28 protein-coding genes and 1 riboswitch are annotated in these 23,358 nt (G+C 66.4%); of the genes, 16 read left to right on the top strand and 12 right to left on the bottom strand.

Features of this window, described 5'->3' with window-relative positions; translation table 11 throughout:
* Nucleotides 1-38 precede the first annotated feature (38 nt).
* The 6 genes from ACQY8M_RS08800 to ACQY8M_RS08775 form a co-directional block, all read right to left on the bottom strand.
* On the bottom strand, nt 39-1,133 hold the full coding sequence (locus ACQY8M_RS08800) for a glucosaminidase domain-containing protein (protein ID WP_428670924.1): 1,095 nt from the start codon (nt 1,131-1,133) through the stop codon (nt 39-41).
* A gap of 122 nt (nt 1,134-1,255) precedes the next feature.
* Nucleotides 1,256-1,807: a NifU family protein gene (locus ACQY8M_RS08795; protein WP_428670922.1), complete on the bottom strand. Its 552-nt coding sequence runs from the start codon at nt 1,805-1,807 to the stop codon at nt 1,256-1,258.
* Between the two features lie 288 nt (nt 1,808-2,095).
* Nucleotides 2,096-2,581, bottom strand: coding sequence for a universal stress protein (locus ACQY8M_RS08790; protein ID WP_428670920.1), 486 nt, complete (start codon nt 2,579-2,581; stop codon nt 2,096-2,098).
* A gap of 28 nt (nt 2,582-2,609) precedes the next feature.
* Nucleotides 2,610-3,461: a TIGR02186 family protein gene (locus tag ACQY8M_RS08785; RefSeq protein WP_428670918.1), complete on the bottom strand. Its 852-nt coding sequence runs from the start codon at nt 3,459-3,461 to the stop codon at nt 2,610-2,612.
* Nucleotides 3,458-4,384, bottom strand: a complete 927-nt coding sequence (locus ACQY8M_RS08780; RefSeq protein WP_428670916.1) for a sulfite exporter TauE/SafE family protein — start codon at nt 4,382-4,384, stop codon at nt 3,458-3,460. Before ACQY8M_RS08780 ends, ACQY8M_RS08785 begins: the two co-directional genes overlap by 4 nt.
* A 9-nt stretch (nt 4,385-4,393) precedes the next feature.
* Entirely contained in the window at nt 4,394-5,425 is a 1,032-nt protein-coding gene (locus ACQY8M_RS08775; RefSeq protein ID WP_428670914.1) for a DUF2333 family protein, read from the bottom strand.
* A 59-nt stretch (nt 5,426-5,484) separates the two neighbouring features.
* On the opposite strand from ACQY8M_RS08775, the gene ACQY8M_RS08770 reads away from it, so the two are divergent.
* Nucleotides 5,485-6,438 (top strand): alpha/beta hydrolase, encoded by a 954-nt coding sequence (locus ACQY8M_RS08770; RefSeq protein WP_428670912.1) that lies wholly within the window; start codon nt 5,485-5,487, stop codon nt 6,436-6,438.
* 93 nt (nt 6,439-6,531) lie between these two features.
* Nucleotides 6,532-7,704 (top strand): MFS transporter, encoded by a 1,173-nt coding sequence (locus tag ACQY8M_RS08765; RefSeq protein WP_428670910.1) that lies wholly within the window; start codon nt 6,532-6,534, stop codon nt 7,702-7,704.
* Nucleotides 7,705-7,745: 41 nt separating this feature from the next.
* Here ACQY8M_RS08765 and ACQY8M_RS08760 read toward each other — a convergent pair whose 3' ends face one another.
* Nucleotides 7,746-8,807 (bottom strand): Bug family tripartite tricarboxylate transporter substrate binding protein, encoded by a 1,062-nt coding sequence (locus tag ACQY8M_RS08760; protein WP_428670908.1) that lies wholly within the window; start codon nt 8,805-8,807, stop codon nt 7,746-7,748.
* Nucleotides 8,808-8,929: 122 nt separating this feature from the next.
* On the opposite strand from ACQY8M_RS08760, the gene ACQY8M_RS08755 reads away from it, so the two are divergent.
* Nucleotides 8,930-9,709, top strand: coding sequence for a GntR family transcriptional regulator (locus ACQY8M_RS08755; protein ID WP_428670906.1), 780 nt, complete (start codon nt 8,930-8,932; stop codon nt 9,707-9,709).
* Between the two features lie 7 nt (nt 9,710-9,716).
* Here ACQY8M_RS08755 and ACQY8M_RS08750 read toward each other — a convergent pair whose 3' ends face one another.
* On the bottom strand, nt 9,717-10,901 hold the full coding sequence (locus ACQY8M_RS08750; protein WP_428670904.1) for an amidohydrolase family protein: 1,185 nt from the start codon (nt 10,899-10,901) through the stop codon (nt 9,717-9,719).
* A gap of 175 nt (nt 10,902-11,076) precedes the next feature.
* Here ACQY8M_RS08750 and ACQY8M_RS08745 point away from each other — a divergent pair, with 175 nt between their 5' ends.
* Together ACQY8M_RS08745 and ACQY8M_RS08740 are read left to right on the top strand one after the other, a co-directional pair.
* Entirely contained in the window at nt 11,077-11,523 is a 447-nt protein-coding gene (locus tag ACQY8M_RS08745; RefSeq protein WP_428670902.1) for a MarR family winged helix-turn-helix transcriptional regulator, read from the top strand.
* Nucleotides 11,520-12,026 carry an AAA family ATPase gene (locus ACQY8M_RS08740; protein WP_428670900.1) on the top strand — a complete coding sequence of 169 codons (507 nt, stop codon included), beginning with the start codon at nt 11,520-11,522 and terminating at the stop codon, nt 12,024-12,026. Before ACQY8M_RS08745 ends, ACQY8M_RS08740 begins: the two co-directional genes overlap by 4 nt.
* Nucleotides 12,027-12,115: 89 nt before the next feature.
* Here the strand turns inward: ACQY8M_RS08740 and gloB are convergent, their stop codons facing one another.
* On the bottom strand, nt 12,116-12,892 hold the full coding sequence (gene gloB, locus ACQY8M_RS08735; RefSeq protein WP_428670898.1) for a hydroxyacylglutathione hydrolase: 777 nt from the start codon (nt 12,890-12,892) through the stop codon (nt 12,116-12,118).
* A gap of 35 nt (nt 12,893-12,927) precedes the next feature.
* Between gloB and ACQY8M_RS08730 the strand changes: the two genes are divergently transcribed.
* Genes ACQY8M_RS08730 through ACQY8M_RS08700 form a run of 7 tightly spaced genes read left to right on the top strand, consistent with a single transcriptional unit; the run spans nt 12,928 to nt 17,037 of the window.
* Complete coding sequence (locus tag ACQY8M_RS08730; protein WP_428670896.1) at nt 12,928-13,704, top strand: class I SAM-dependent methyltransferase; 777 nt, start codon at nt 12,928-12,930, stop codon at nt 13,702-13,704.
* A gap of 12 nt (nt 13,705-13,716) precedes the next feature.
* Nucleotides 13,717-14,649: a DUF1932 domain-containing protein gene (locus ACQY8M_RS08725; RefSeq protein ID WP_428670894.1), complete on the top strand. Its 933-nt coding sequence runs from the start codon at nt 13,717-13,719 to the stop codon at nt 14,647-14,649.
* Complete coding sequence (locus ACQY8M_RS08720) at nt 14,639-15,127, top strand: YbaK/EbsC family protein (RefSeq protein ID WP_428670892.1); 489 nt, start codon at nt 14,639-14,641, stop codon at nt 15,125-15,127. The genes ACQY8M_RS08725 and ACQY8M_RS08720 overlap by 11 nt, the downstream gene beginning before the upstream one ends.
* A gap of 22 nt (nt 15,128-15,149) precedes the next feature.
* Entirely contained in the window at nt 15,150-15,893 is a 744-nt protein-coding gene (gene lepB, locus ACQY8M_RS08715; protein ID WP_428670890.1) for a signal peptidase I, read from the top strand.
* Between the two features lie 12 nt (nt 15,894-15,905).
* Nucleotides 15,906-16,349: a GNAT family N-acetyltransferase gene (locus ACQY8M_RS08710; RefSeq protein ID WP_428670888.1), complete on the top strand. Its 444-nt coding sequence runs from the start codon at nt 15,906-15,908 to the stop codon at nt 16,347-16,349.
* Between the two features lie 36 nt (nt 16,350-16,385).
* The gene (locus ACQY8M_RS08705) at nt 16,386-16,628 is read left to right on the top strand and encodes a hypothetical protein (protein ID WP_428670886.1); all 243 of its coding nucleotides are present in this window, start codon (nt 16,386-16,388) and stop codon (nt 16,626-16,628) included.
* Between the two features lies 1 nt (nt 16,629).
* A complete protein-coding gene (locus ACQY8M_RS08700) occupies nt 16,630-17,037 on the top strand; it encodes a putative toxin-antitoxin system toxin component, PIN family (RefSeq protein ID WP_428670884.1) in 408 nt (135 codons plus the stop codon).
* Here the strand turns inward: ACQY8M_RS08700 and metW are convergent, their stop codons facing one another.
* Both metW and metX read right to left on the bottom strand, forming a co-directional pair.
* Complete coding sequence (metW, locus tag ACQY8M_RS08695; RefSeq protein WP_428670882.1) at nt 17,038-17,649, bottom strand: methionine biosynthesis protein MetW; 612 nt, start codon at nt 17,647-17,649, stop codon at nt 17,038-17,040.
* Nucleotides 17,646-18,794 carry a homoserine O-acetyltransferase MetX gene (metX, locus tag ACQY8M_RS08690; RefSeq protein WP_428675341.1) on the bottom strand — a complete coding sequence of 383 codons (1,149 nt, stop codon included), beginning with the start codon at nt 18,792-18,794 and terminating at the stop codon, nt 17,646-17,648. The genes metW and metX overlap by 4 nt, the downstream gene beginning before the upstream one ends.
* A gap of 82 nt (nt 18,795-18,876) precedes the next feature.
* Nucleotides 18,877-18,952: riboswitch (SAM riboswitch) on the bottom strand.
* Nucleotides 18,953-19,044: 92 nt separating this feature from the next.
* Between metX and ACQY8M_RS08685 the strand changes: the two genes are divergently transcribed.
* The 4 genes from ACQY8M_RS08685 to ACQY8M_RS08670 all read left to right on the top strand — a co-directional run bounded on the left by ACQY8M_RS08685 (nt 19,045) and on the right by ACQY8M_RS08670 (nt 22,580).
* Nucleotides 19,045-19,896: a chorismate mutase gene (locus ACQY8M_RS08685; RefSeq protein ID WP_428670880.1), complete on the top strand. Its 852-nt coding sequence runs from the start codon at nt 19,045-19,047 to the stop codon at nt 19,894-19,896.
* A 24-nt stretch (nt 19,897-19,920) separates the two neighbouring features.
* Nucleotides 19,921-21,012 carry a histidinol-phosphate transaminase gene (gene hisC, locus ACQY8M_RS08680; RefSeq protein WP_428670878.1) on the top strand — a complete coding sequence of 364 codons (1,092 nt, stop codon included), beginning with the start codon at nt 19,921-19,923 and terminating at the stop codon, nt 21,010-21,012.
* An 8-nt stretch (nt 21,013-21,020) separates the two neighbouring features.
* The gene (locus tag ACQY8M_RS08675; protein ID WP_428670876.1) at nt 21,021-21,893 is read left to right on the top strand and encodes a prephenate/arogenate dehydrogenase family protein; all 873 of its coding nucleotides are present in this window, start codon (nt 21,021-21,023) and stop codon (nt 21,891-21,893) included.
* A gap of 132 nt (nt 21,894-22,025) precedes the next feature.
* Nucleotides 22,026-22,580, top strand: coding sequence for a gamma-glutamylcyclotransferase (locus ACQY8M_RS08670; protein ID WP_428670874.1), 555 nt, complete (start codon nt 22,026-22,028; stop codon nt 22,578-22,580).
* Nucleotides 22,581-22,646: 66 nt separating this feature from the next.
* Here ACQY8M_RS08670 and ACQY8M_RS08665 read toward each other — a convergent pair whose 3' ends face one another.
* Complete coding sequence (locus ACQY8M_RS08665; protein ID WP_428670872.1) at nt 22,647-23,267, bottom strand: TetR/AcrR family transcriptional regulator; 621 nt, start codon at nt 23,265-23,267, stop codon at nt 22,647-22,649.
* Between the last annotated feature and the right edge of the window lie 91 nt (nt 23,268-23,358).

The following is a 23,358-nucleotide window of genomic DNA, read 5'->3' as shown; positions in this document are numbered from 1 at the left end:
GCAGCAGCGCCAGCAAGATCCGACTCCACGGAAGGGGCTCAGAAGCTCGACAGCCTCGCCTTGTCGAAGTCGGTGAGCTGGTCGTCGCGCATCACCTGGCGCACGAAGCCGACATATTGCTGGCCGAGCTCCGAATAGCGCAGCAACTTGCCGATCAGGCGATAGCCGTCGGGCGTCTCGCCGCGCTCGCGCATCACCGCGCGCTCGCTGCGGAAGGCACTGTAGGCGGGGTGCGTATTGAGATTGGTGACATAGGCCTCGGCCGCTTCGCCGACGTTGGAGAAGGGCTGCGGCATGCCCGCACCCGGCTTCCAGGGCACGGCGACGGCGTGGCGCCCGACCGACTGGATCTGGCCGAACAGGGCGTTGCCGGTGCGCGCGGCAAACGAGGTGCCCCAGCCCGATTCGATGCCGCTCTGGGCGATCGCCATCGAGGGTGGCACGATGTCGACGCGGCGCACCAGCTCGTCGAGCTTATCGATCGGCGAGTCGTACCGGTCGGCGAGCTGCTCGAGCCAGATGCGCTCGATCGGCGAGATGCCGGCCGGTCCGGCGACCTTGTCGCGCAGGAACAGAAGCTGCTCGCGCTCGGCCAGTACGCGCTGATTGACCTCGAGGATCACGGGCAGCAGCGCCGTGATGAACAGTGCCTTGCGCACGCTACCGTCCTTGCCGGCGAGATCATCGGGCACGCGCTCGACCTTGATCGGCGGCACGGCTTCGCCGAGCCGCACGTCGGTCAGCGTGTAGGACACGTCGCGGAAGAAGCCGGCCAGCTCGTCGGCCGTGCGAGGGTTGATCGCCCGCACCTGGATCTGGCGGCGCACCGCATTGGCGGGCGCGGCGAAGCGGCCGTGGCCGCCCGCCACGTCGCGCGGGCTGGAGGGCACTGCCTCGTCGGGCTCGATGTCGTGGCGCACGAAAGTCAGCTGCGGCTCGGGATCGGCCGACGGGACGGTCAGGAACGGCTCGGCGGCGGCAGGCGCGACGACGTTGAAGGACAGCAGCAGACTCGGATCGAGATCCGGGAGCGGCCGCTGGAGCCCCACTCCAGTAGCGAGAACGGCGGTCCAGACGACCGGGAAGGAGTATTGGCGCCCGCGTTCTAGAACGGGCCGGACCGACAATCGCATTCAGGCACTCTCAATTTTTCGGCGCAAGCGAATCGCCCGCGTTTTCGGCGCAAGCGACCGCTCGCGGCCCGATGGGGCCGACGACAAAGCTTTTCTACGCTGCAGGCTCGAGAGTGAGCGGCTTACTGGACCGCTTGCACTTCCACCACTTCAGGCACGTAGTGCTTGAGAAGGTTCTCGATGCCCATCTTGAGCGTGGCCGTCGAGCTGGGGCAGCCCGAGCATGACCCCTGCATATGCAGGTAGACCACACCATCCCGGAAATCCTGGAACACGATATCCCCGCCGTCCTGGGCAACCGCCGGACGGACACGGGTTTCGAGAAGGTCCTTGATCTGTGCGACAATCTCGTCGTCGTCGACCGCGGCATCGCTGCCAGCCTGTAAATCGGTGGCGACCACGGGTTCGCCGGACGTGAAGTGCTCCATGATGCCGCCCAGGATCGAGGGCTTCAGGACCTGCCAATCCTTGTCGGCGGCCTTGGTCACAGTCACGAAATCGCTGCCGAAGAACACACGCTCCACGCCTTCCACCGCAAACAGCCTCTTGGCCAGCGGTGAATCATGCGACGTGGTGGCGTCGCCGAAATCCAGGGTTCCCTTGTCCATCACCACGCGGCCCGGCAGGAACTTCAGGGTCGACGGATTAGGCGTCTGCTCGGTCTGGATAAACAAACCTACCTCCTTCTCGAACGCTTGGGCGGTAGGCCCTCTGCGTCGCTCAGGGTTGGGGACGGGACGTCGCCGCCCCCTCAATGACTTCAGACGTAGGAACCGGTGTAAGGGCGATCAAGCAGATTCTTGAACGAGCATTCTTCCGTATTATGGATAAACGAATTATTAATTCGCAATATCAGATACTTACAAGTGATTCTCTAATATTTCAGCGTCCGATAGTGTGTGATGCAAATTCTAATCCTGGGGAACCTTTCGGAAAAAAGTCGCAGGAATTTGTCGCATGCATCATGAAATCGCGTCGATCTCTGCCTCCGACAGCGCGCCCGGCACGATGGTGAGCGGGATGCGGAGCTGTGCACCGGCCTTGCCGGTGAAGGCAGCGACGAGCGGGCCGGGACCTTCGCTGCTCGACGAGGCGCCGAGCACGAGGACGCAGATCGAGCGATCCTCGCCGAGGAGCTTGACGAGCTCGTCGCGGCTCTTGCCCTCACGGATATAGATCGCCGGCGGCTGGCCGGTGAGGGTCGCCGCCACGTCGGCATAGCGGGCGACGATTTCCTCGGCCTGATGGCGGGCTTCCTCGCGCATCAGCTCGACGACCGCCCCCCATTGCTGACCCTCGGGCGGCAGCATGACGTAGAGCAGGGCGACACGCCCGCCGGTGCGCTTGGCGCGCCGGCAGGCATACCGCAGGGCGTTGCTCATCTCGGGACTTTCGTCGACCACCACCAGGAAGACGCGCTCGGTGATCCGTTCAGGCTGCACGGCCATGGTTTCCCTCCCCCTATGCTTTCTCCGACTAGAGCCGCCGCATGACGGCGCCGCCCAGCCAACCCATGATCAGCGCCATGACGATGGCGCCGAGGCCGTAAAGAATGCCATCCTGCCGCGACCAGCCGGCCAGCTGGGCATTGAAGCCGACCTTGCCGACCGGCAAGGGTCGCGACACCGCCGCCACGATCCTGCCTTCGCGCAGGAGATAGGCCCTGACATCGTATACGCCTTCCGGCAGGCGCGACGGGAAAGGCAGCTCGGCGCGGAACAACCGGCCCGCCTGCACCGTCACCTGGCCGAAGGCAGCCGGATAGAGGTCCTCGCGCCGCTTCACCTCGACGAGCCCGCCGCGGAACTTGGCGAGTTCCTCGGTCGAGCGCCAGCGCACCGGCCGGATGCTTGCCAAACGATCCTCGAGCGACAGGATCTCCCCGCCCGCGCCACGCGCAAGAAGGCGTTGGAGCGGCGCGCTGGCGGCGATGAAGTAATAGGCCGGCACGTCGTCGAAGGACTGGCGGCCGGTATTGAGCCAGAGCCCAAGGAAACGCTCCTTGCGCATCACCGTCTCGCGCGCCGGTGGCCCCTGCACCACCACCACGATCTCGCCCGGCGGGTCGAACATGCCGAACAGCAACAGGCTCTCGCCCTGGAAGGCCGAAGTGATCGAGACCCGCGCCTGCGACAGGTCGACGATCAGCTCCGGCACGGTCGGCGCGCTCGGCACCGACGGTGGCACGCTGGAATCGCCCGGCCCGCCCAGGCTCGGCGCCGGCAGCGCCGGCCCCGGCCGCTCGACACGCTGCGACGAGGCGGCGGTGGCGATGAGGCAGAGGAGAACCGCGCCAACGATACCGAGCGAGGCGCCAAGTCCCCTCACTGCAGCACCTCGCGGACGCCGAGCGAAAAGGGCGAGGCCGGGGTGCGCAGCAGTTCGAACAGCAGCTCGACCGCCACGCCCAGCACCAGCACGGCCATCAGGCCGCGCAGCACGACTCCCGGCAGCTTGGCGGCGATGCGCGAGCCGATCGGGGCGCCGACCACGCCGCCCAGGATCAGCAGCAGCGCCAGCACCACGTCGACTGTGCCGTTGGTCGCCGCCTGCAGGAAGGTGACGTTGGCCGCCACGAACAGGATCTGGAAGTTCGAGGTGCCGATCACGACGGTGGTCGGCATGCCGAGCAGATAGATCATCGCCGGCACCAGCACGAAGCCGCCACCCACGCCCAGGATCGCCGACAGGACACCGATCGCGAAGCCCAGCCCGATCGGCAGGAAGGCGCTGATATAGAGCTTCGACTTGTAGAACCGCATCTTCCACGGCAGGCGGTGCACCAGATAGTGGGTGTGCAGCTTGCCTCGCGGGCCGGTCGGATCGCGGCGGCGCCTGAAATAGGTCCGCAGGCTCTCGAACAGCATCAGCAGGCCGATCGAGGACAGCATCAGCACGTACATCACGGCGATCACGAAATCGATCTGGCCGATCCGCTTAAGCCAGGTGAACAGCGAGACGCCGGCCGACGAGCCGAGCATGCCGCCGAGCAGCAGCACCAGTCCCATGCGCAGGTCGACATTGCCGCGCCGCCATTGGACCTGCAGCGAGGAGATCGAGTTGGCGACGACCTGGTTGGCCTGGCTCGCCACCGCGACAGTCGGCGGGATGCCGACGAAGATCAGCATCGGCGTCGCCAGGAACCCGCCGCCGACGCCGAACATCCCGGCCAGCAGGCCGGCCGCGCCGCCCAGCGCGAACAGGACGAACACGTTCATCGACTGTTCGGCGATCGGCAGATAGATCTCCACGCGGCGGCCCTATTTGAGCAGGATGGAGCTGATCTCGCGCAGCTGGGTGCGCGCCCGCAGCAGGTAGAAGCCCTGCGCGGCGAGATGGTTGGGGATGAGGAACGCATCGGGCCAGCCGTTCCACACGACCCAGGGATCGAGCTGCGAGGCGATACGGAAGGTCTCGACGGTGCCGTTCCACGCGTTGGTCAGGCCCTTGTCGCGGATGATCGACTCGAAGTCCTCGCCCAACGCGCGCAGCAGCAGGAAGTTTGCGTAAAGCCGGCCCTTGTTGAAATAGAAGATGTCGTCGCATTGCCGGTCGAACAGGTTGCCGGCCTGCTCGATGATGTGCTGGTCGATCGCCGCCGAATCCGAGCCGTGGTCGTTGGCGATACGGTCGATCAGCGCCTGAAGGTTGTCTGCGCGACGCTCGAATACCGCCTGTCCCGAGGCCAGCCGCTTGTTGTAGGCCAGCAGCTTGTCGCGGCCGGCGCGGTACTTCTGCGCCGAGGTGGCGGACGGCCAGATCGACACAGTGGGCTGCCAGATCCAGACGTTCGGCTGCTCGTTCAGGAAGCCGCGCGCCTGCTCGAGGTCGCGGTCGGTCTGGCTCGAGCCGCGGGTGCGGCCGAGCTGATCCATCAGCTCGGTCGAGAAGCGGCCGAGCGCCGCCATGATGCCGCGCTGGAAGTTCGGCATGTTGTCGAGGATGCCGGCCGGCGTGAAGAACGGCATCATCGGCGTCCAGGTGTTGACGTCTACCTCTCGGGTGACGAGCTCGGCGGCTGTGGCGACTGCCACACTTTCGCCGGGCGCGACGCCGCGCGCCTGAAACTGGGGATCGTCGTCGATGCTGTGCACCACCAGCGCGCCGATCGGATAGTAGAGGATCAGCAGCACCAGCAGCAGGCGCCAGCCCCAGCGCCAGGCCTGCCGCAGGCCGCTTCCGGCGGCCTCCGTCCGGGGGCCGGGGCGCCAGCTCCGCATGCCGGTCCAGATCCGGCGCCACCAGGGCGGCCGGGTTGGCGGCGGGACGGCGGGATCTGCTTCGAAGGTCATTCCGCACCTTAGCATTCAGTGCGTGACGAAACAGGGGCAGGGGCTGTTAGACTATCACCATGGCTCTCGATCCCGAATCCCAGCGACTCCTGGACCTCATGGCGGCGGCTAACCGGCCGGCGTGGATCACGCTTACGCCCGAAGCGGCGCGCGAGCAGTATCTCTCGACCCGCGCCGGGGCGCAGGGGCCGCGGCCCGACGGCGTCACCGTCATCGACCGCGGCATCCCGAGTCCGTCCGGCCCGGTCAAGGTGCGGATCTACCGTCCGATCTCGGCGCTGGGCGACGCGGAACTGCCGGCCCTGGTCTTCGCCCATGGCGGAGGCTGGGTGTTCGGCAATCTCGACAGCCATGACGTGCTGTGCGCGCAGCTCGCGATCGAGGCCGGCATCGTGGTTTTCGCCATTGACTATCGACTCGCGCCCGAGGCGCCGTTCCCCGGCGCGTTCGACGACGTCGTCGCGGCGCTGAAATGGGTGGGAGACAACGGCCGGCAGATCGGCATCGATTCGAGCCGGCTGGCGATCGGCGGCGACAGCGCCGGCGGCAACCTCGCCGCCGCCGCCTCGATCTGGGCACGCGACAACGATGGCCCCAGGCTCAGGCTGCAGGTGCTCGCCTATCCGGTGACCGACGCGGTGGCGCGGGCGGAGTCCTACCGCCTCTACAACGACGGCTTCGGGCTCAATGCGCCGACCATGGAATGGTTCTTCGACCACTACACACCGGACAAGGCAACGCGCGACGACTGGCGGGTCTCGCCGCTGCGCGCCAAGTCGCTGGCCGGCCTGCCGCCGGCGCTGGTGATCACGGCCGGCTACGACCCGCTGCGCGATGAGGGCCGCGCCTATGCCTGGCGCCTGCAGAAGGAAGGCACGCTCGCCGACCTCGTCGAGTTCGGCGGCATGCTGCACGGGTTCCTGAGCTCGCCCATGCTGCTGCATGGTGCCCGCCGCGGTGCGGCGATCTGCGCGGCGGCGCTGCGCGAAGCGCTGGTGCTGCGCGCCGGGTAGGGCAGATGATTTGATCGCCCCCTTCACCTTCCCTCACCCGCTTGCGGGGGAAGTGTCGGCGTAATCGCCGACGGAGGGGGCGGACAAACGAAGATGGTGCGTCACACCCCCTCCGTCGCGGATTACCGCGCCACCTCCCCCGATAACGGGCGAGGAGTCCCCCTCATCGGCGGCCGCGCCGTCGCTCTATCAGGTGCCGTCATCGGGCTCGGCCTGCTCGGCGACACGCTGATCTATGCCGTGCTGCCGCTCTACCATGTCGAGCTCGGCATGAGCCTCGCCATGGTTGGCGTGCTGCTGTCGCTCAACCGCTGGACCCGGCTGCTCGCCAACTCACTGGTCGCCGGGATCGGCGAACATGTCGGCGCGCGCCGGATGATGGTCCTGGCCGCCCTCGGCTCGGTGATCTCGACCACCTGCTACGGGCTGGACGGCGGCGAGGCGCTGCAGATCGCCGCCCGTATCCTGTGGGGCATCTCCTTCGCCGCGCTCAATCTCGGCTCGCTCGCCTATGCGGTGGCCGACCGCGCCAACGCCGGCAAGCGGGTCGGCGCGAGCCGCGGCTTGATCGGGGTCATCCAGGCGAGCTGCTTTATTGGCGGCGGGCTGCTGGTGCTCCAGATCGGTCCGCGCCACGTGTTCCTCGTCCTGGGCGCCCTCACCCTGCTGGCCGTGATCGCCGCCCTGAGGCTGCCGCCGCTGCACAGTGAACCCTCGGACAGGCGCGGCTTTCGCCTGCCCATGCCGCACCGGCTGGAGATCTGGGGCTTCCTGCTGGGTTTCTCCGGCGACGGCGTGTTCCTGCTGACGCTCGCCTTCCTGCTCAAGGACTCGGTGACCTCCGTGGCGCCGATCATGGCGACCGCGCTCGTGCTGTCGCTGCGCTGCGTGATGGAGGCGAGCGGCGGCCCGGTCGGCGGCTGGATGGGCGACCGCTTCGGCGCGCGCCTGGTCGCCACCGTGACCGGCACGGTGCTGGTGGCAGGCTACCTTCTGATCGCCTGCCACATCGATGTCGTAGGCAGTATCGTGATCGTGCTGAGCCGCGGCCTGTTCAACACGCTGATCCCGGTCATGGTGATGCAGCGCGTCACCGGCGGCTACCTCAGCTCGCAGGCGAGCTATTCGACCTGGCGCGATTTCGGCGCCGCCGTCGGCCCGCTGACCGCGCCGTGGCTGTTCCTCAACATCCCGCAGAGCTGGCTGTTCGCCGCGCTGGGGGTGATGATGGCGGCCGGCGTGACATTCTGCCTGGCACGGAAGTAGCGCTCATCGAGATCAGGCGAATGGCCGCGCGGAAGCGCGATTCAGTCGAGCTTCACGTCAGCCGCCTTGACGCGCAGACGCTGGACTTCCCTGTCCTTCTGGAGGAACGCCCTGAACGATTCCGGTGTCTCCGTGGCAACCTTGAAACCGAACGGATCGACGTTCTTCTCCTGAAAAGCCTTGTCGGCCACGACGATGGCAACTTCCGATGCGATGAACGTCGCGACATTCGGCGGCATCCTGGCCGGCCCTACGAGACCCAGCATGAACTGGCTGATCGCCTTCTCGTAGCCGAGCTCGGGAAAGGAGGGAACGTCAGGAAGTGGCGCCAGCCTGCCCGGACCGCTGACCGCGAGGGCCCGCATCTTCTTGGACTCCAGGAACGGCGCGACCACGGAGAGCGGCGCGGCCGTGAATTCAATCTGCCCCGCAAGCAGGTCCGTCATCGTCGGAGCCGATCCCTTGTAGGGCACGTGAAGAAACTGAATGTCGCCGGCGACGGTACCCAGCCACGCCGTAGCCAGGTGGATCGCCCCGCCGGGGCCGCTCGATCCGTACGATACGGTGTTGGGCTTGGCCTTCGCTTGCGCCAACAGATCCTTCATCGTCTTGTACGGGCTGTCGGCCCTGACGACGTAGACCAGCGCGCCTTCGACGACCCGCGTGATCGGCAGGAAGTCCTTGTCGGGATCATAGGGCAGCTTGGAAAAGAGGTAAGGGTTGGTCTCCAGGCCGACCTCGGTCGCGAGGAAGATCGTGTTGCCGTCGGGCGGCGAATCCTTGACGAAAGTGGCCGCGACGATCTCCGACCCCCCGGTCTTGTTGTCGACCACCACCGCCTGCTTCCACCGGGCGCCAAGCCTGTCCGCCAAGACCCGGCCCATGATGTCGACCGCCCCACCGGGAGAATAGGGCACGATGATCTTCACGGGTTGCTGCGGCCACTGCTGTGCGCCGGCCGTCGTACCGAACAACACTGCAACGGTCGTGACAGCCGAAGACAGGATGGATTTGAGCGTCATGGCGTTTAACTCCCCTTGGCTATTGCTGGCATTCACCAGATTGTCGGACAATATCCTCCGACAATGCAGCAGCCGGCGCAAGGACGACGGGCGTTGCTCGCCGCAAATCGCCGGACCGTACAGGGGAGTTGCCGGCCTAGGAATGATCATGAGAACCTTCTACGGTGAACACCGAAGGACGGCGCATCCGGTGAAGGATTCGAGTGGCAAGGCTCAACAAGGGTTTGACGTCTCGCGCGGCGATTGGAGGGCAGGGTTTTCGCCGAGCCCTGAAGGCCGGCACGGCCACCTTGCCGGGCGACCGCGCCGCATTCGACGCCGCGGCCAAGGTCAGCACGGCCGATCAGATCGTGACCCAGATCGTTCGGGGACTTTATGAGGGACAGTACGTGGCGGGCCAAAAGCTCGTCGAGGCCGACCTGACACAGCGTTTCGGGGTGGGTCGCAGCACCGTACGCGAAGCCTTCAAGCGCCTGGAGGCGGAGGGACTGATTGCGGTGAGCCTTCACAAGGGGGCAAGCATTCGATCGCTGTCGCGGGACGACGTCCGCGACATCCTCCAGGTTGTCGAGACGCTGACGGGATTGGCGGCGCGGCTCGCGGCCGAGCGCATCTTCCGGGGCGACGAGAAGAAGATGCTGCGCCATCTCATGACCGCCCTGGAGACCCTGGCCGCAAGAGACAGCTTCGAGTTTGGCCGGCAGCGCGGCAGGTTCTATCTGTTACTGGCCCAGATCGCGGGCAACCGCGAGCTCGTGCGTCTGTTGGCGATGGTCCAGGTCCACCTGGTGCGCGCGCAGTTCAGAACCACCGCCGGAATCGAGGCTCGCAAGCAGCTGATCGAGGACTACGCACGTGTCGTGGACGCAATCGTCGCCAAGAAGGGCATGCAGGCCGAGCGGGCGATGCGACGGCATATCCGCAACACTTCCCGAACCATTCAGCAGTTGCCAGATCGGTACTTCGCTTTGTCAACGCAATAGCCGGCCGTCATCCGGGCAACGAAAGGCCCAGGCGATACACCCGGTTCGCGGTGCCGCTGAAAAAATCGTTCTTCTCGCTGGCTGAGCAACCCGCAGTGATGCGCTTCAGCGCATTCCACATGCCGCCGTAGCTGACGCCCATCTTGTCGACGGGGAAGTTGCTCTCGGCCATGCAGCGATCCGGCCCGAACAGCTCGATGCAGGTCGATACATAGGGCGCCCATAGCCGGGCGAGCATGGCGGTCGACGCGGGCACGGGCTCCTTCAGGTAATCGTAGGCCGCATGGCGCATCATCACGCCGGCCACCTTGACCGATACGTTTGGACAGCTGGCCAGCTCCTTCATGCCGGCCTTCCACGACGCAAAGACCTCGTCTGTCTTTCCGGCGTACGGGCCATAACCGAGCGGCCCACCCATGTGACACATGACGATGTTTGCCGCCGGGAAGACGCGCGCGAGGTCGACGGCGTCACCGAGCTGGGTATGGTAGAGCCACGCATCCAGAGAAAGCCCGCGCTTCACGAGCTGGGCCATGCCGGCGCGAAAATCGGGCCCTAGATACAGGCCGGGGCCTGGATTGGTATGGCTGTTGCCGATCACCGGGTCTGCATGCCAGCCAGCGGCATGTCGAACGCCTCGGAAGCGCCCGCCTCCCACGGCGATCTGCGCGTCCAGCACGTCGGCGACGCGATCGCCCAGTGTCAGATCGGCGAAACCCACGATGCCGGCGCAGATCCGGGTCGATCCATAAATGCCGCTTTCGCTCATCGCCGCGACGCCGGCGCAGAACTCGACCTCTCCCACCGAACGCATCTCGACGGGGCCACTCGACCGATACATGGCATGACATTCGTTGAAGACCGTGGCGACCACGTTGTGTCCGCAGCGTACGTCGGCGAGCAGATCCGGAAGAAGATAACGGTAGCCCGGCAGGTCCCAAAGATGATGATGCGTGTCCACGATTGGCAGCTCGGGCTCCAGCACGGGCTCCGGGGAACTCTTGGCAAGCCACTCCTCATCCGGCTTGAAGATGCGACCGAACGGCGTCGGCGCCGCTGGATCGCGCTTTGCTTGAAAAATGCCCCCGAGGACCTTCGCGTCCTTCGAGACATCACGTTCATTGCTGTTTGTCATCTTGCCCGCCCTTTGCTGACCGATGGTCGCCCCCCGGCGGCTGCAAAGCCAGTGCACCGTCTCTCACTGAGGAACAGGCTGCGGACACGCGCGGCTCTCGTCTGGAGCGTCCGCCCGGCGAATGAACCCGATGAGTCCTCTGCCCGTTCTAGACGGACGTGGCGATCCTATTCGCTGCATTATTACTTCCTTAATGCTTGCATACGGAAATATACTGGCTTACATTTGTGGCATGTCCAATCCTTCTCTCGCCTCAGTGCTGGCTCTGCTGCGCGCCCACGCGCGCATCGAGGAGCAGTTCGGTCCCTTGCTCGGCTCCGTCCACGGTCTCGCGCTGAAGGAACTCTTGCTCCTGATGCATCTCGAGCGCGCGCCGAAGGCGCGGCTGAGCCGCATCGACCTGGCCAAGCGCCTGCATGTCAGCGCCTCGACGGTGACGCGCATGACCGCGCCGATGGAGAAGCTTGGCATGGTTGGCCGTCAAGCCGATGCGCGCGACGCGCGGCTCGCCTATGTCGTGCTGACGCCGGCCGGCCAGAAGCTCGTCGCCAACGCGCGCGCCACGCTGGAACGCATGGCCGGCGACCTGTTCAAGGACCGCTGGAGCCGGCAGGAGATCGCGACACTGGCGGAGTTGCTCGGCCGCCTGACCGCCGGCCTGCCGGGAGACCTCGCATGACCGCGCCCGCGACCTTCCATCTGGTGTGCGGCTCGACCGGCGCGGGGAAGACCACCCATGCGCTCCGGCTGGTACAGGAACTCGGCGCGCTGCACTTCTCGATCGATGACTGGATGGTGCGGCTGTTCGGGCCGGACCAGTCGCCGAAGCGCGACTGGCCGTGGATCGCCGAGCGCCTTGGCCGCTGCGAACCGCTGATCGTCGAGACAGCGGTGGAGGTTGGCCGACGCGGAGTCTCGTCGGTCCTGGACCTGGGCTTCCAGCGTGGAGACCATCGCCAGCGCATCGCCCAACGGGCACAGGGAGTCGGCCTTGCCGTGCGCCTGCACTTCATCGACGTCTCCGCCGAGGAGCGCTGGCGCCGGGTAAGCAACCGCAACGACGCCCGGGGCGAGACCTACCGCGTGACCGTCACCCGTCCGATGTTCGATTTCATCGAGTCGATCTGGCAACCCCCGTCGACCGACGAGATGGCCGCCCTCGACGGCGTAAGAGTGGCTTGATGATTCGCATGAGGACCCAATGCCATCCCGGCCGCGACACCGACCCTCGCGTTCGATGATGTCGCCGCGACCACTAATGGCAACGCCAACTACCGGAACACGTCCTTCCGGTGACGCACTTCGGCAAACACCTGGATCGGGTCGCCACCGGGCATGCCGACGGCGTTCTGGACCGACGGCTGGTCCGCGCGCAGGAACGGGTTGGTCTGCTTCTCCTCGCCGAGCAGGCTGGGGACCGTGGCCTCGCCGCGGGCGCGGGCGGCATTGACCGACGCCGAGCGCGCCATGAGCTGCTGGTTGTCGGTCTCGATCGTCACCGCAAAGCGCGCGTTCGATTGCGTGTATTCGTGCGCGCAATAGACTCGCATCTCGTCGGGGAGTGCACGCAGCCGCTCCAGCGACCTCCAGAACTGTTGGGGCGTGCCCTCGAACATCTTGCCGCAGCCCAGCGCGAACAGCGTGTCGCCGCAGAACAGCGCCCGCTGTTCCTTGAACGCATAGGCGCAATGCCCGATCGTATGGCCCGGCACGAAGATCACCTCCGCCTCGGCCTCGCCGAAGCGGTAGCGGTCGCCGTCGTCGACCGTCACGTCGATGCCTGGAATCCGCGCCTTGTCGCGGCCCAGTCCGACGATGGTGCAACCCGTCGCCTCCTTGATCTCGCGGTTACCGCCGACGTGATCCCCATGATGATGTGTGTTGAGGATGTGCGTGATCTTCCAGCCGCGCTTGTCGGCCTCGGCCAGGACCGGGCCGGCAACGGCCGGGTCGACCACACCCACGGAGCCGCTCTGTGGCTCGCGCATCAGCCAGACGTAGTTGTCGCTCAGGACCGGAATACGGACGATTTCGAGGCTGGTGCTCATTGGTGGGTGCCTTTGCAGGGTGCTAGACTGGCAATATGTGGACAGACGTCCTCGACCTCAACGAGTTCTACGCCAGCAGCCTGGGCCAGACCACGGTCCGCCTGCTGCGGGCTCGGCTGCGCGAGGTATGGCCGAGCGTGCGCGGCGAGACCGTGCTGGGGCTAGGCTATGCCGGACCGTTCCTGCGGCCCTTCATGGAAGAGGCCGAGCGGACCCTGTCCTTCATGCCCGCCCCACAGGGCGTGACCCGCTGGCCGCGCGAGGGCCGCAACCATACCGCCCTGGTCGACGAGCTCGACCTGCCGCTGCCCGACCGCTCGGTCGATCGGGTCCTGCTGATCCACGCCATCGAATGCACCGAGCAGGTGCGGCCGTTCCTGCGCGAGATCTGGCGGGTCATGGCCGACGGCGGCAAGCTGATCACCATCGCGCCGACTCGTGCCGGCCTGTGGTCCCAGCTCGACCGCTCGCCTTTCTACCAGGGCCATCCTTACTCGCCCGGGCAGGTCGCCGCCCTTCTGCGCGCCAACATGTTTGCGCCGATGCGCCAGACCCGCGCGCTGTTCATGCCGCCGACCCGCTCGCGGCTGGCAATGCGCATGGCGCCGGCGGTCGAGCGCTTCGGTCATCGCTGGCTCGGCCGCTTCGCCGGCGTGAGCGTCATCGAATCGGGCAAGCAACTCTATGCCGCCATCACCGAGCGCACGGCCCAGCCCGAGCTCGCCGTGGTGCGGCCCAAGCTGCGCATTGCCCATTCGCGCGACACGCAAGCCGCGCGCAACTCAGAGGACGGCGAAGCGCCCGCTTCCTGATACGCTCTTCCGATGAACATCGACCCCAAAGTCATCGCCCTGCTCGGCTTCGGCGAAGCAGGTTCGGCCATCGCGCGCGGCCTTGCAGCCGAAGGCGGCTGGCGCGGCCCGTCCCAGCCCGGGGACAACGCCCCACGACGCCTGATCGCCATCGACCCCGCACTCGACAAGGACGCGCGCGGCGCGGCGCTGGGCAAGGAGGCGCACCGGCTCGATGTCGCCATTGCCGATCGCTATACGGAGGCACTCAGCGAAGCCGATCTCGTCATCTGCGCGGTGCAGGGCGATCATGCGCTCGAGGCTGCGACCTCGGCTGCGCCGTTGCTCAAGAAAGGCGCGCATTATCTCGATCTCTGCACCGTCACCGGCAAGATGTCGGACGAGGACCGTGCGCCGATCGAGGCCGCGGGCGGCCGCTACATCGACATTGCCGTCATGGGCGGCTTCTTCAAGAGCGGCATCAAGGCGCCGATGCTGGTCGCCGGCGAGGACGTCGAGCCGGTCGTCGCCTGGATGAATGCCAACGGCTTCAACACCAAGGTATTGGGGACCAAGCCCGGCAACGCTTCGTCGGTGAAGATGCTGCGCTCGGTGATCGTGAAGGGCATCGAGGCACTGGCGGTCGAGTCGTTCGTCACCGCCGAGCGGCAGGGCATCCTGAAAGAGGTGATGGGCTGCCTGGGCGACATCGATGCCGGGACTTTCGCTGGCTCGCTCGCCATGCTGACGCAGACCCATATCGTGCATGCGCATCGCCGCTGGGAGGAGATGGGCCTGGTTGCACGCACCTTGCGCGAGACCGGCGTCGAGCCGCTGATGACCGAGGCGATCGAGAGGAGCCATCGTCGCACGGTCGACGCCCACGTCGCGCCGGCTGACGGCAAGGTGCCGCCGCTCGACGAGGCGCTGAAACTCCTGTCAGAAAAGGTCGTCCGTGGCCTCTGACGTCTTCGAGCGGATCGTCGCGCTGCTGACCGAGGCCAAGGCGAACTTCAGGGTGATCGAGCACGAGGCCGAGGGTCGCTCGGAGAAGATCAGCGTCATCCGCGGCAACCGGCCCGACCAGGCGGCCAAGGCTATGGTGCTCGACGTGCGCGGGGGTGGCGGCGGCCGCCGCCATGTGCTCGCCGTCCTGCCCGGCAGCCGCAAGCTCGACTTCAACGCCGTCGCCGCCCTGTTCGAGGCGCGCAAATGCGGCTTCGCCTCGCCCGACACGGCGCAGGCGCTGACCGGCTGCGTCATGGGCGCGGTGCCACCATTTTCCCTCAATCCCGATCTAACCATCGTGGTCGAGGAGGGCCTGCTGGCGAACGAGACCTTGTTCTTCAACGCCGGCCGGCTGGACCGCTCGATGGAGCTCGACACCAAGGACTGGATGGCCGTGGCCAAGCCGCGCGTGGCCAGGATCGCAGCGCAAGCCTGACGGCCGAGGAGATTTTTCCGCCATGACCGACGATCCGTCCTCCCTTCGACAGCGCGCGATCGGCTGGGCGCGCCAGCTGCCGTCGATCGCCATCGCGCTCGGCCTGGTGCTGGCCGTGCGCACCGTGGTCGCCGAGCCCTATCACGTACCGTCGCCGTCGATGGTGCCGACGTTGCTGGTCGGCGACGAGCTGATCGCCAGCAAGTTCGCCTACGGCTGGGGCAAGTATTCCTCGCCGATCGGCCTGATGCCGGATTTCTCCGGCCGGCTGTTCGGCCATGCCCCGAAGCGTGGCGACGTCGTCGTCTTCCGCCTGCCGCGCGATCCCGCGACAACCTACGTCAAGCGCCTGATCGGCCTGCCCGGCGACCGCATCCAGATGCGGGAAGGACGGCTCTACATCAACGATGAGATGGTGCCGCGACGGCCGGCCGGCACCTTCGATGGCGACGCGCGCTACGTCGAGACTCTACCCGGCGGGCGCGAGCACGAGGTCGTCGAGATCTCCGACACCGACCGGTACGACGACACGCCGGTGTTCGTCGTGCCGGAGCGGCACTACTTCATGATGGGCGACAACCGCGACAATTCGCTGGACAGCCGCATCTCGTCCGCCGAGGGCGGAGTCGGCTTCGTGCCGGAAGAGAACCTGGTCGCCCGCGCCGACCGGCTGCTGTTCTCGAGCGACCCGTCGGTCGGCTGGCTCGACGTCGCCGCCTGGCCGCATGCCTTCCGCCTGGCGCGCCTGTTCGGACGCATCGAATAGCGACACGAGCGGATGACGAGCGCCTGGCGTTTCGGCGCCGCGAGCGAGGCCGATTTCGAGCCGCTGCTGGCGCTGCGCATCGACGTGATGCGCGAGCATCTCGAGCGCGTCTTCCGCTACGATCCCGAGCGCGCCCGGCGCGTCTTTCGCGAGCACTTCCATGAGCCGGGCCTGCGCCTGATCCTGGCCGGCGATGCGACGATCGGCTGTGTCGGCTTTCGCGTCGGTGCCGGCGAGATCAGGCTCGACTCGTTCTATCTCGACCGCCGGCATCACAATACAGGCCTCGGCACCGCGATCCTGAAGGTCCTGCTGGCCGAAGCCGATGCGCTCGGCCTGCCGATGCGCCTCGAGGTCCTGAACGGCAGCAAGGCCGACCGCTTCTACCTCCGCCACGGCTTCGTAAAGCTCTCCGAAGACACCATCGAAGGCACCTATGAGCGGGCGGTGCGTTAGGCGGCACTTTTCTATATGCTGGCCATTATGCGCTCCATGACCGTCAGGGAAGCAAAGGCCTCGTTCGACCGCATGCTGGAAGCAGCGAAGCGCGAGGGCGTGGTGCTGCGTGACGACGGCAAGGATGTGGTCACGATCGTGTCATCCCGCGAATATGCGCTATTCCGCCAATGGCGGGTCGACGGCCTGCTCAAGGCGATGGACAAGCTTGCCGCGGAAGCTGCCGCCAATGGGCTGACCGAGGAAAAGCTCGCGGAGCTGTTGAAGCAGTCCGACTGACGTGGCTCTTGTCTTCGACACCAACGTCCTGATCAGTGCGGCGCTCCAAGCGGTATCGATCCCTTCTCGTGCCGTTAGGCATGCCGTCCGGGCTGACACAATTCTGGTATCGACTGCGACACTGTCCGAACTCGCCAGAACGTTGGAACGATCGAAATTCGACCGATATGTGAGCCTTGCGGCGCGACGCGAATTCGTTGTCTTCGTCCACATGGCGTCGCGGATGGTGGAGATCGATAGATTGATCCGCGCGTGCCGGGATCCGGCGGACGACAAATTCCTCGATGTTGCGGTCAACGGGGGAGCCGAACTAATCGTAACCGGCGATGCCGACCTGCTCGCGCTTCATCCCTTCGAAGACGTCGAGATCATTACGCCTACCGCCTACCTCACGCGGGTTGGCGGTTGATCAATCCCTTCTCAACATGAAGACCGCCTGCTCGCCGAACAGGTTTCCGAGCAGCGGCGGCAGGTTGATCGGGCGGCTGTTGCGGTTGAGCACGATCGCGCGCTCGATCCGCACGCCCATGTCGCGGCACAGCGCGCGGAAGTCGTCGATGCTGCAGAGATGGATGTTGGGCGTATCGTACCACTTGTAGGGCAGAGATGCGGTCTCGGGCATGCGGCCGCCGAACACCAGGCGCAGGCGGACCTGCCAATGCGCGAAGTTGGGGAACGAGACGATCGCGCGCTTGCCGATGCGCAGCATCTGCTTCAGCACCTCGCGCGGCTCGCGCGTCGCCTGCAGGGTCTGGCTCAGGATCACGTAGTCGAAAGCATCGTCGGGATAGGCGTGCAGGTCGGTGTCGGCGTCGCCCTGGATCACCGACAGGCCGTTGGCGACGCAGGCATTCACGCCGGCCTGGCTGAGCTCCATGCCGCGTGCATCGACGCGCTTGAAGTCCGTCAGGTAGGCGAGCAGCGAACCGTCGCCGCAGCCGACGTCGAGCGCTCGGCCGCCCGGCTGCACCATGTCGGCGATCAGCTGCAGGTCGACGCGGATCGGGGCGACGACGCTCATTTGAGACCCCGCGCCGAGGCGGCGCCTTTGAGAAAGCCCGACAGCGTGCGGAACATCTCCGGCTCGTCGAGCAGGAAGGCGTCGTGGCCCTTGTCACTGTCGACCTCGACAAAGGAGACGTTGGCCGCCGCCGCGTTCAGCGCGTGCACGATGTCGCGGCTCTCGTGGGTCGGGAACAGCCAGTCGCTGGTGAAGGACATCAGGCAGAAGCGGGTCGTCGAGCCCTTGAAGGCGTTGGCCAGAACGCCGCCATGCGCGCCCGCAAGGTCGAAATAGTCCATCGCTCTCGTGATGTAGAGATAGCTGTTGGCATCGAAACGATCGACGAAGGTCGAGCCCTGGTGGCGGAGATAGCTCTCGACCTGGAAGTCAGCGTCGAAGCCGAAGCCCAGCGCGTCGCGGTTCTGCAGAGTGCGGCCGAACTTGCGCTGCAACGCCTGCTCCGAGAGGTAGGTGATATGCGCGGTCATGCGCGCCACGGCGAGGCCGCGCGCGGGATTGGTCGCGTGCAGGCGGTAGTCGCCGCCATTCCAGTCGGGATCGGCCATGATCGCCTGGCGGCCGACCTCGTGGAACGCGATGTTCTGCGCCGAATGGTGCGCGGCGCAGGCAATCGGCACGGCCGAGAAGACACGCTTGGGATAGCTCGCGGCCCATTCGAGCACCTGCATGCCGCCCATCGAGCCGCCGATCACGCAGAACAGGTCGGGGATGCGCAGGTGATCGAGCAGGGCCGCCTGCGCGCGGACCATGTCGGCGATGGTCACGACCGGAAAGCGCAGGTTCCACGGCTGGTTGCTCCCCGGGTCGCGCGCCGACGGCCCGGTCGTGCCCATGCAGTGGCCGAGCACGTTGATGCAGATGATGAAGAAGCGCGCCGGGTCGAGCACCTTGCCGGGGCCGACCAGGCTGTCCCACCAGCCTTCCTTGCCTGTCACCGGATGGCTCTCGGCAACAAACTGGTCGCACGTGAGCGGATGGCAGATCAGCACGGCATTCGACTTGTCGGCATTCAGCATGCCGTAGGTCTGGTAGGCAATGCGGTACGGCCCCAGCTCGACGCCGCAGTCCAGGCGCAACGGCCGCTCGACGCCCAGGACCGCGTGGCGGCATTGGGCGAGCGCCTTGCGTTCGGCTTCGGTCAGATCCTCGAGCACCTGCTGCGCCCCAACCTGCTGCTCCACGGCCGCTCCAACGAAAAAGCCCCCGACCGGAAGGGCGGGGGCTTTTTCAAGCACTCCGACCTTTTAGCGAGGATTAACGTGGCCGCAAGCCGGTCGGCTCAAATTCCACGGGGCCTCTCTATAGGGTCGTTGGCGGGCGCACGCAAGCGCCGCTTTGGCGCGCTTGTTTGCCTTTACGCGAGGCAGCCGGACGTAGTATCGCCGCAGCTCCATGGATGCACCCAAGCTGAATGCGTTGCGGCAGGAAATCGACGCCATCGATGGCGACCTGCATGGCCTGATCCGCCGTCGCGCATCGCTGGTCGGCGAGATCACGGCCTCGAAGCCGCCGGGCGGACTCGCGCTGCGGCCGGGCCGCGAGGCTACGGTGATGCGCCAGCGCCTCGCCGCACACGACGGCGCCTTCCCGGCCGCCGCCGTCTATCGCATGTGGCGCGAGATGATGAGCGCGTTCTCGCTGATGCAGACTCCGGGCCTCAAGATCGCCGTCTGCCGGCCGGCCGACCAGCCGGGCTACTGGGATCTCGCGCGCGACCATTTCGGCTGCCAGGTGCCGCTGCTCGGCTACGAATCGCCGATGCAGGTGCTGGCCGAGGTGCGCGCCCATCCGACCACCATCGGCGTCGTGCCGTCGCCGATCGAGACCGATACCGCCCCGTGGTGGCCACTGCTCGCCAGCGGCGAGCCGACCCTGCCCAACGTCGTGGCCCGCCTGCCCTTCCTGGTGATGCCCAATGCCCGCGCCCGCGGACTCTCCGCGCTGGTGCTGGCCCGCATCGAGCCGGAGGAAAGCGGCGAGGACCGCGCGCTGATCTCGGTCGAGGTGCAGGAAGGCATCAGCCGCAACCGCATCGCCGGCGCCCTGACCAAGGTCGGGCTACCCGCCTTCTCTTCGGCTATGGACCAGGTCGTGGCCGGCGTGCATCACTATCTGCTCGAGCTGCCGGACGTGATCGGCGACACCGATCCGCGCCTGCGTGCGCTCGAGACGGCCCTGGGGCTGAACCGCGGCAGCGTGGCCGCACTCGGTGCCTATGCCGTTCCCGCGACCGCGCGGACCTGATCGGCTTTCAACAGGAGACTGGCCATGACCGCGCTTACCCCGCGTCCCGGCATCATGAAGATCGCGCCCTACGTTCCGGGCAAGGACTCGGTCGACGGCAAGGAAACGATCGCCAAGCTGTCGTCCAACGAGGGCGCGCTCGGTCCGTCACCCAAGGCGATGGCGGCCTATGCCAAGGCAGCGGCCGAACTGCACCGCTATCCCGATGGCGCGTCGGAGAAGCTGCGCAACGCGATCGGCCGGCATTACGGCCTCGATGCGGCGCGCATCATTTGCGGCTCGGGCTCCGACGAGATCCTGAACCTGCTGGTGCGTGCCTACTGCGGGCCGGGCGACGAGCTGCTCTACAGCCAGTTCGGCTTCCTTATGTATCCGATCAACGCGCTCGGCGTCGGCGCCACGCCGGTTGCGGCGCCGGAGAACGACTACCGAGCCGATGTCGATGCGATGCTGGCCAAGGTCACGAACAAGACGCGCGTCGTGTGCCTGGCCAACCCCAACAATCCGACCGGCTCGTACGTCACCAAGGACGAGGTGCGCCGCCTGCAGGCCGGCCTGCCGAAGGACGTGCTGCTGGTGATCGACGCGGCCTATGCCGAGTATGTCAGCCGGAACGACTACGAATCGGGCGTCGAGCTGGTCGACCAGGCCGAGAACGTGGTGATGACCCGCACCTTCTCGAAGATCTACGGCATGGGCGGATTGCGGCTCGGCTGGATGTACGGCCCGGCCGGCGTCGTCGATGTGATCAGCCGACTGCGCCAGCCGTTCAACGTCAACCTTGCGGCGCAGATGGCGGGTATCGCGGCGCTCGAAGACATCGCCCACACCGATGCGAGCCGCACCAACAACGACATCTGGCTGCCCTGGCTGTCGGCCGAGGTGAGCAGGCTCGGGCTCAAGCCGCTGCCCAGCGTCGGCAACTTCCTGACGATCAGCTTCGGCTCGAAGGAGCGCGCCGCCGCCGCCAACGACTGGCTGATGAGTGATGGCCTGATCCCGCGCATGATCGCCGGCTACGGCATGCCCGAGCACCTGCGCATCACCATCGGCACCGAGGCCGAAGTGAAGGCGGTGCGCGACTCGCTGCGGCGCTTCGTCTCCAACCACAAGTGACCCAGCCGATGTTCGAGAAAATCGCCCTGATCGGCATCGGCCTGATCGGCGGCTCGATCGCACTGGAAGCACGCAAGCGCGGGCTGGCGAAGTCGATCGTCGCGGCGACGCGCAGCGCAGAGACGGCGGCCACCGCCAACCGGCTGAAGCTGGTCGACCACTGCGGCACCGATCTTGCCGCCGCGGCGAAAGACGCCGACCTGGTGATCGTCTGCACGCCGGTCGGCGCCTGCGGCCCGGCGACGAAGACGATCGCGCCGGCGCTCAAGCCCGGCTGCATCGTGTCTGATGTCGGCTCGGTGAAGCAGACCGTGATCGCCGACATGGCGCCGCACATTCCGGCCGGGGTGAATTTCGTGCCGGCCCATCCGGTTGCCGGCACGGAGAATTCCGGCCCCGAGGCGGCTCTGCTCGATTTGTTCCAGGGGCGCTACTGCATCCTGACGCCGCTGCCCGACAGCGACGCTGCTGCAGTCGACAAGCTCGAGGCGTTCTGGAAGGCGCTGGGCAGCGAGGTCAACCGGCTCGACCCGGCGAACCACGACCGCATCCTCGCCATCACCTCGCACCTGCCGCACCTGATCGCCTACACGATCGTGGGAACGGCGGACGATCTCGGCGGGCATCTCAACAGCGAGGTGCTGAAGTACGCGGCCGGCGGCTTCCGCGACTTCACGCGAATCGCCGCGTCCGATCCGACGATGTGGCGCGACGTGTTCATGAACAACAGGGAAGCGGTGCTCGAGGTGCTGCAGCGTTTCCAGGAAGACCTCTTCTACTTGCAGCGCGCCATCCGCTGGGGCGAGGGCGACAAGCTGTTCGACCTCTTCACCCGCACCCGCGAGATCCGCCGCGCACTGATCCACCTCCATCAGGCGTGAGTGCCTCATGCGAGCGCGCCACTTCAGTGGCGCCACCTTTGGTCTGCTGGGAGCGCGGCTCTCCAGAGCCGCTCTTCAGATTGCCACATTCCATGAGCGGCTCTGGAGAGCCGCGCTCCCAGCACCCCGATCATGGCCACTAAAACGACTAAAGCTGGCGCCAATGAACCTCCCCTTTGGGTCTTCGCCTACGGCTCGCTGATGTGGAATCCGGGCTTCGCGGTGCGCGAGACGCAGCCCGCGCGCCTGCACGGCTTTCATCGCGCCTTCTGCATCTACTCCGAGCACTATCGCGGCACGCCGCAGAAGCCTGGGCTCATCCTCGGCCTGCTGGCCGGCGGCTCATGCCGTGGCCTTGCCCACCAGCTGCCGGCAAAGGACTACGACGCCGTGCGTCGCTATCTCTGGACGCGCGAGATCGAGAATGACGGCGTCTATGTCGAGGAGACCCGGCCGATCCATCTCGCCGACGGCCGCACCGTGCTGTCGCTGGTCTATCTCGCCGACCGAGCCCATCGCCAGTTCGCCGGCAAGCTGCCGCTCGCCAAGGCCCTGGAACACGTGCGCCAAGGAACCGGCGCAACCGGCACGAACATCGAATACGTGCGCAATACGCTCGCGCATCTGCGCGAGCTCGGCCTGCGCGATAACGGCCTGGAAGAGCTGGCGAGAAGAGCCATCTCATAGGAGCGCGCCACTCCAGTGGCGTTCACAAATCCGAGCGCCACTGGAGTGGCGCGCTCCTATGAAAGATCACTTGCCGTTGAAGATCGCCTTGACGATGAAGCGCCATTCCTCGCGGGCCTGCTCGACCGTGAGGCCGAGCCGCTCGCGCAGCACGATCCAGCTCTCGGGCGTCAGCGCCATCGCGAGTGCGTTCAGGGTGCGCTCTCGATTCTCGCCGGGCAGCGTCGTCAGCTCCTGGCCGAAGCATTCGGCGAGCTGCTCGCGGTTGTCGGTGTACATCTGCGTGACCTGCTCGCCCGCTTCCGACGAGCGGCGTTGCAGGGTCTCGACGAAGGTCCACATCGGCAACAGCTTCTCGTAGTTGCCGGCGCGCTGGCCGATCACCTCCGAGATGCGCTCTTCGAGCTCGCTGTCCGCCGAAGCCGGCTGTGCCTCGGCCCCGCGCAGGTTCGTGAGCACACGGCCCAGCACGGCGACATAGAGCTCGGCGGTGTCGGCGAAGTGCTGAAACACGGTGCGCGCCGACACCCCCGCCAGCTTGGCGATGTCGCGCACGATCGGCGCAACCTCGCCCTCCATCGCAAGCGTCAGGGTTGAGGAAACGATCGCCTCGCGCGTGCGGGCAACACGATCGCCGCGGCCGGCATGTTGCAGTTGCGGCTGCGTTCCCGACAGTTCCATTTCCATTTTTCTGATCCTCAGGCGAATGAACGCAATTCGATGATTTATCTTGGCCCTTCCCTCTCGCAAAAAAAAGAAGAAACAGCGCCCTGCAACG

It is taken from the genome of Reyranella sp. (assembly GCF_965279465.1).
In the GTDB taxonomy this organism is placed as follows: Bacteria; Pseudomonadota; Alphaproteobacteria; order Reyranellales; family Reyranellaceae; genus Reyranella.
The sequence above is the reverse complement of the archived record's forward strand: the minus strand, read 5'-3'. Positions and strand labels throughout refer to the sequence as shown.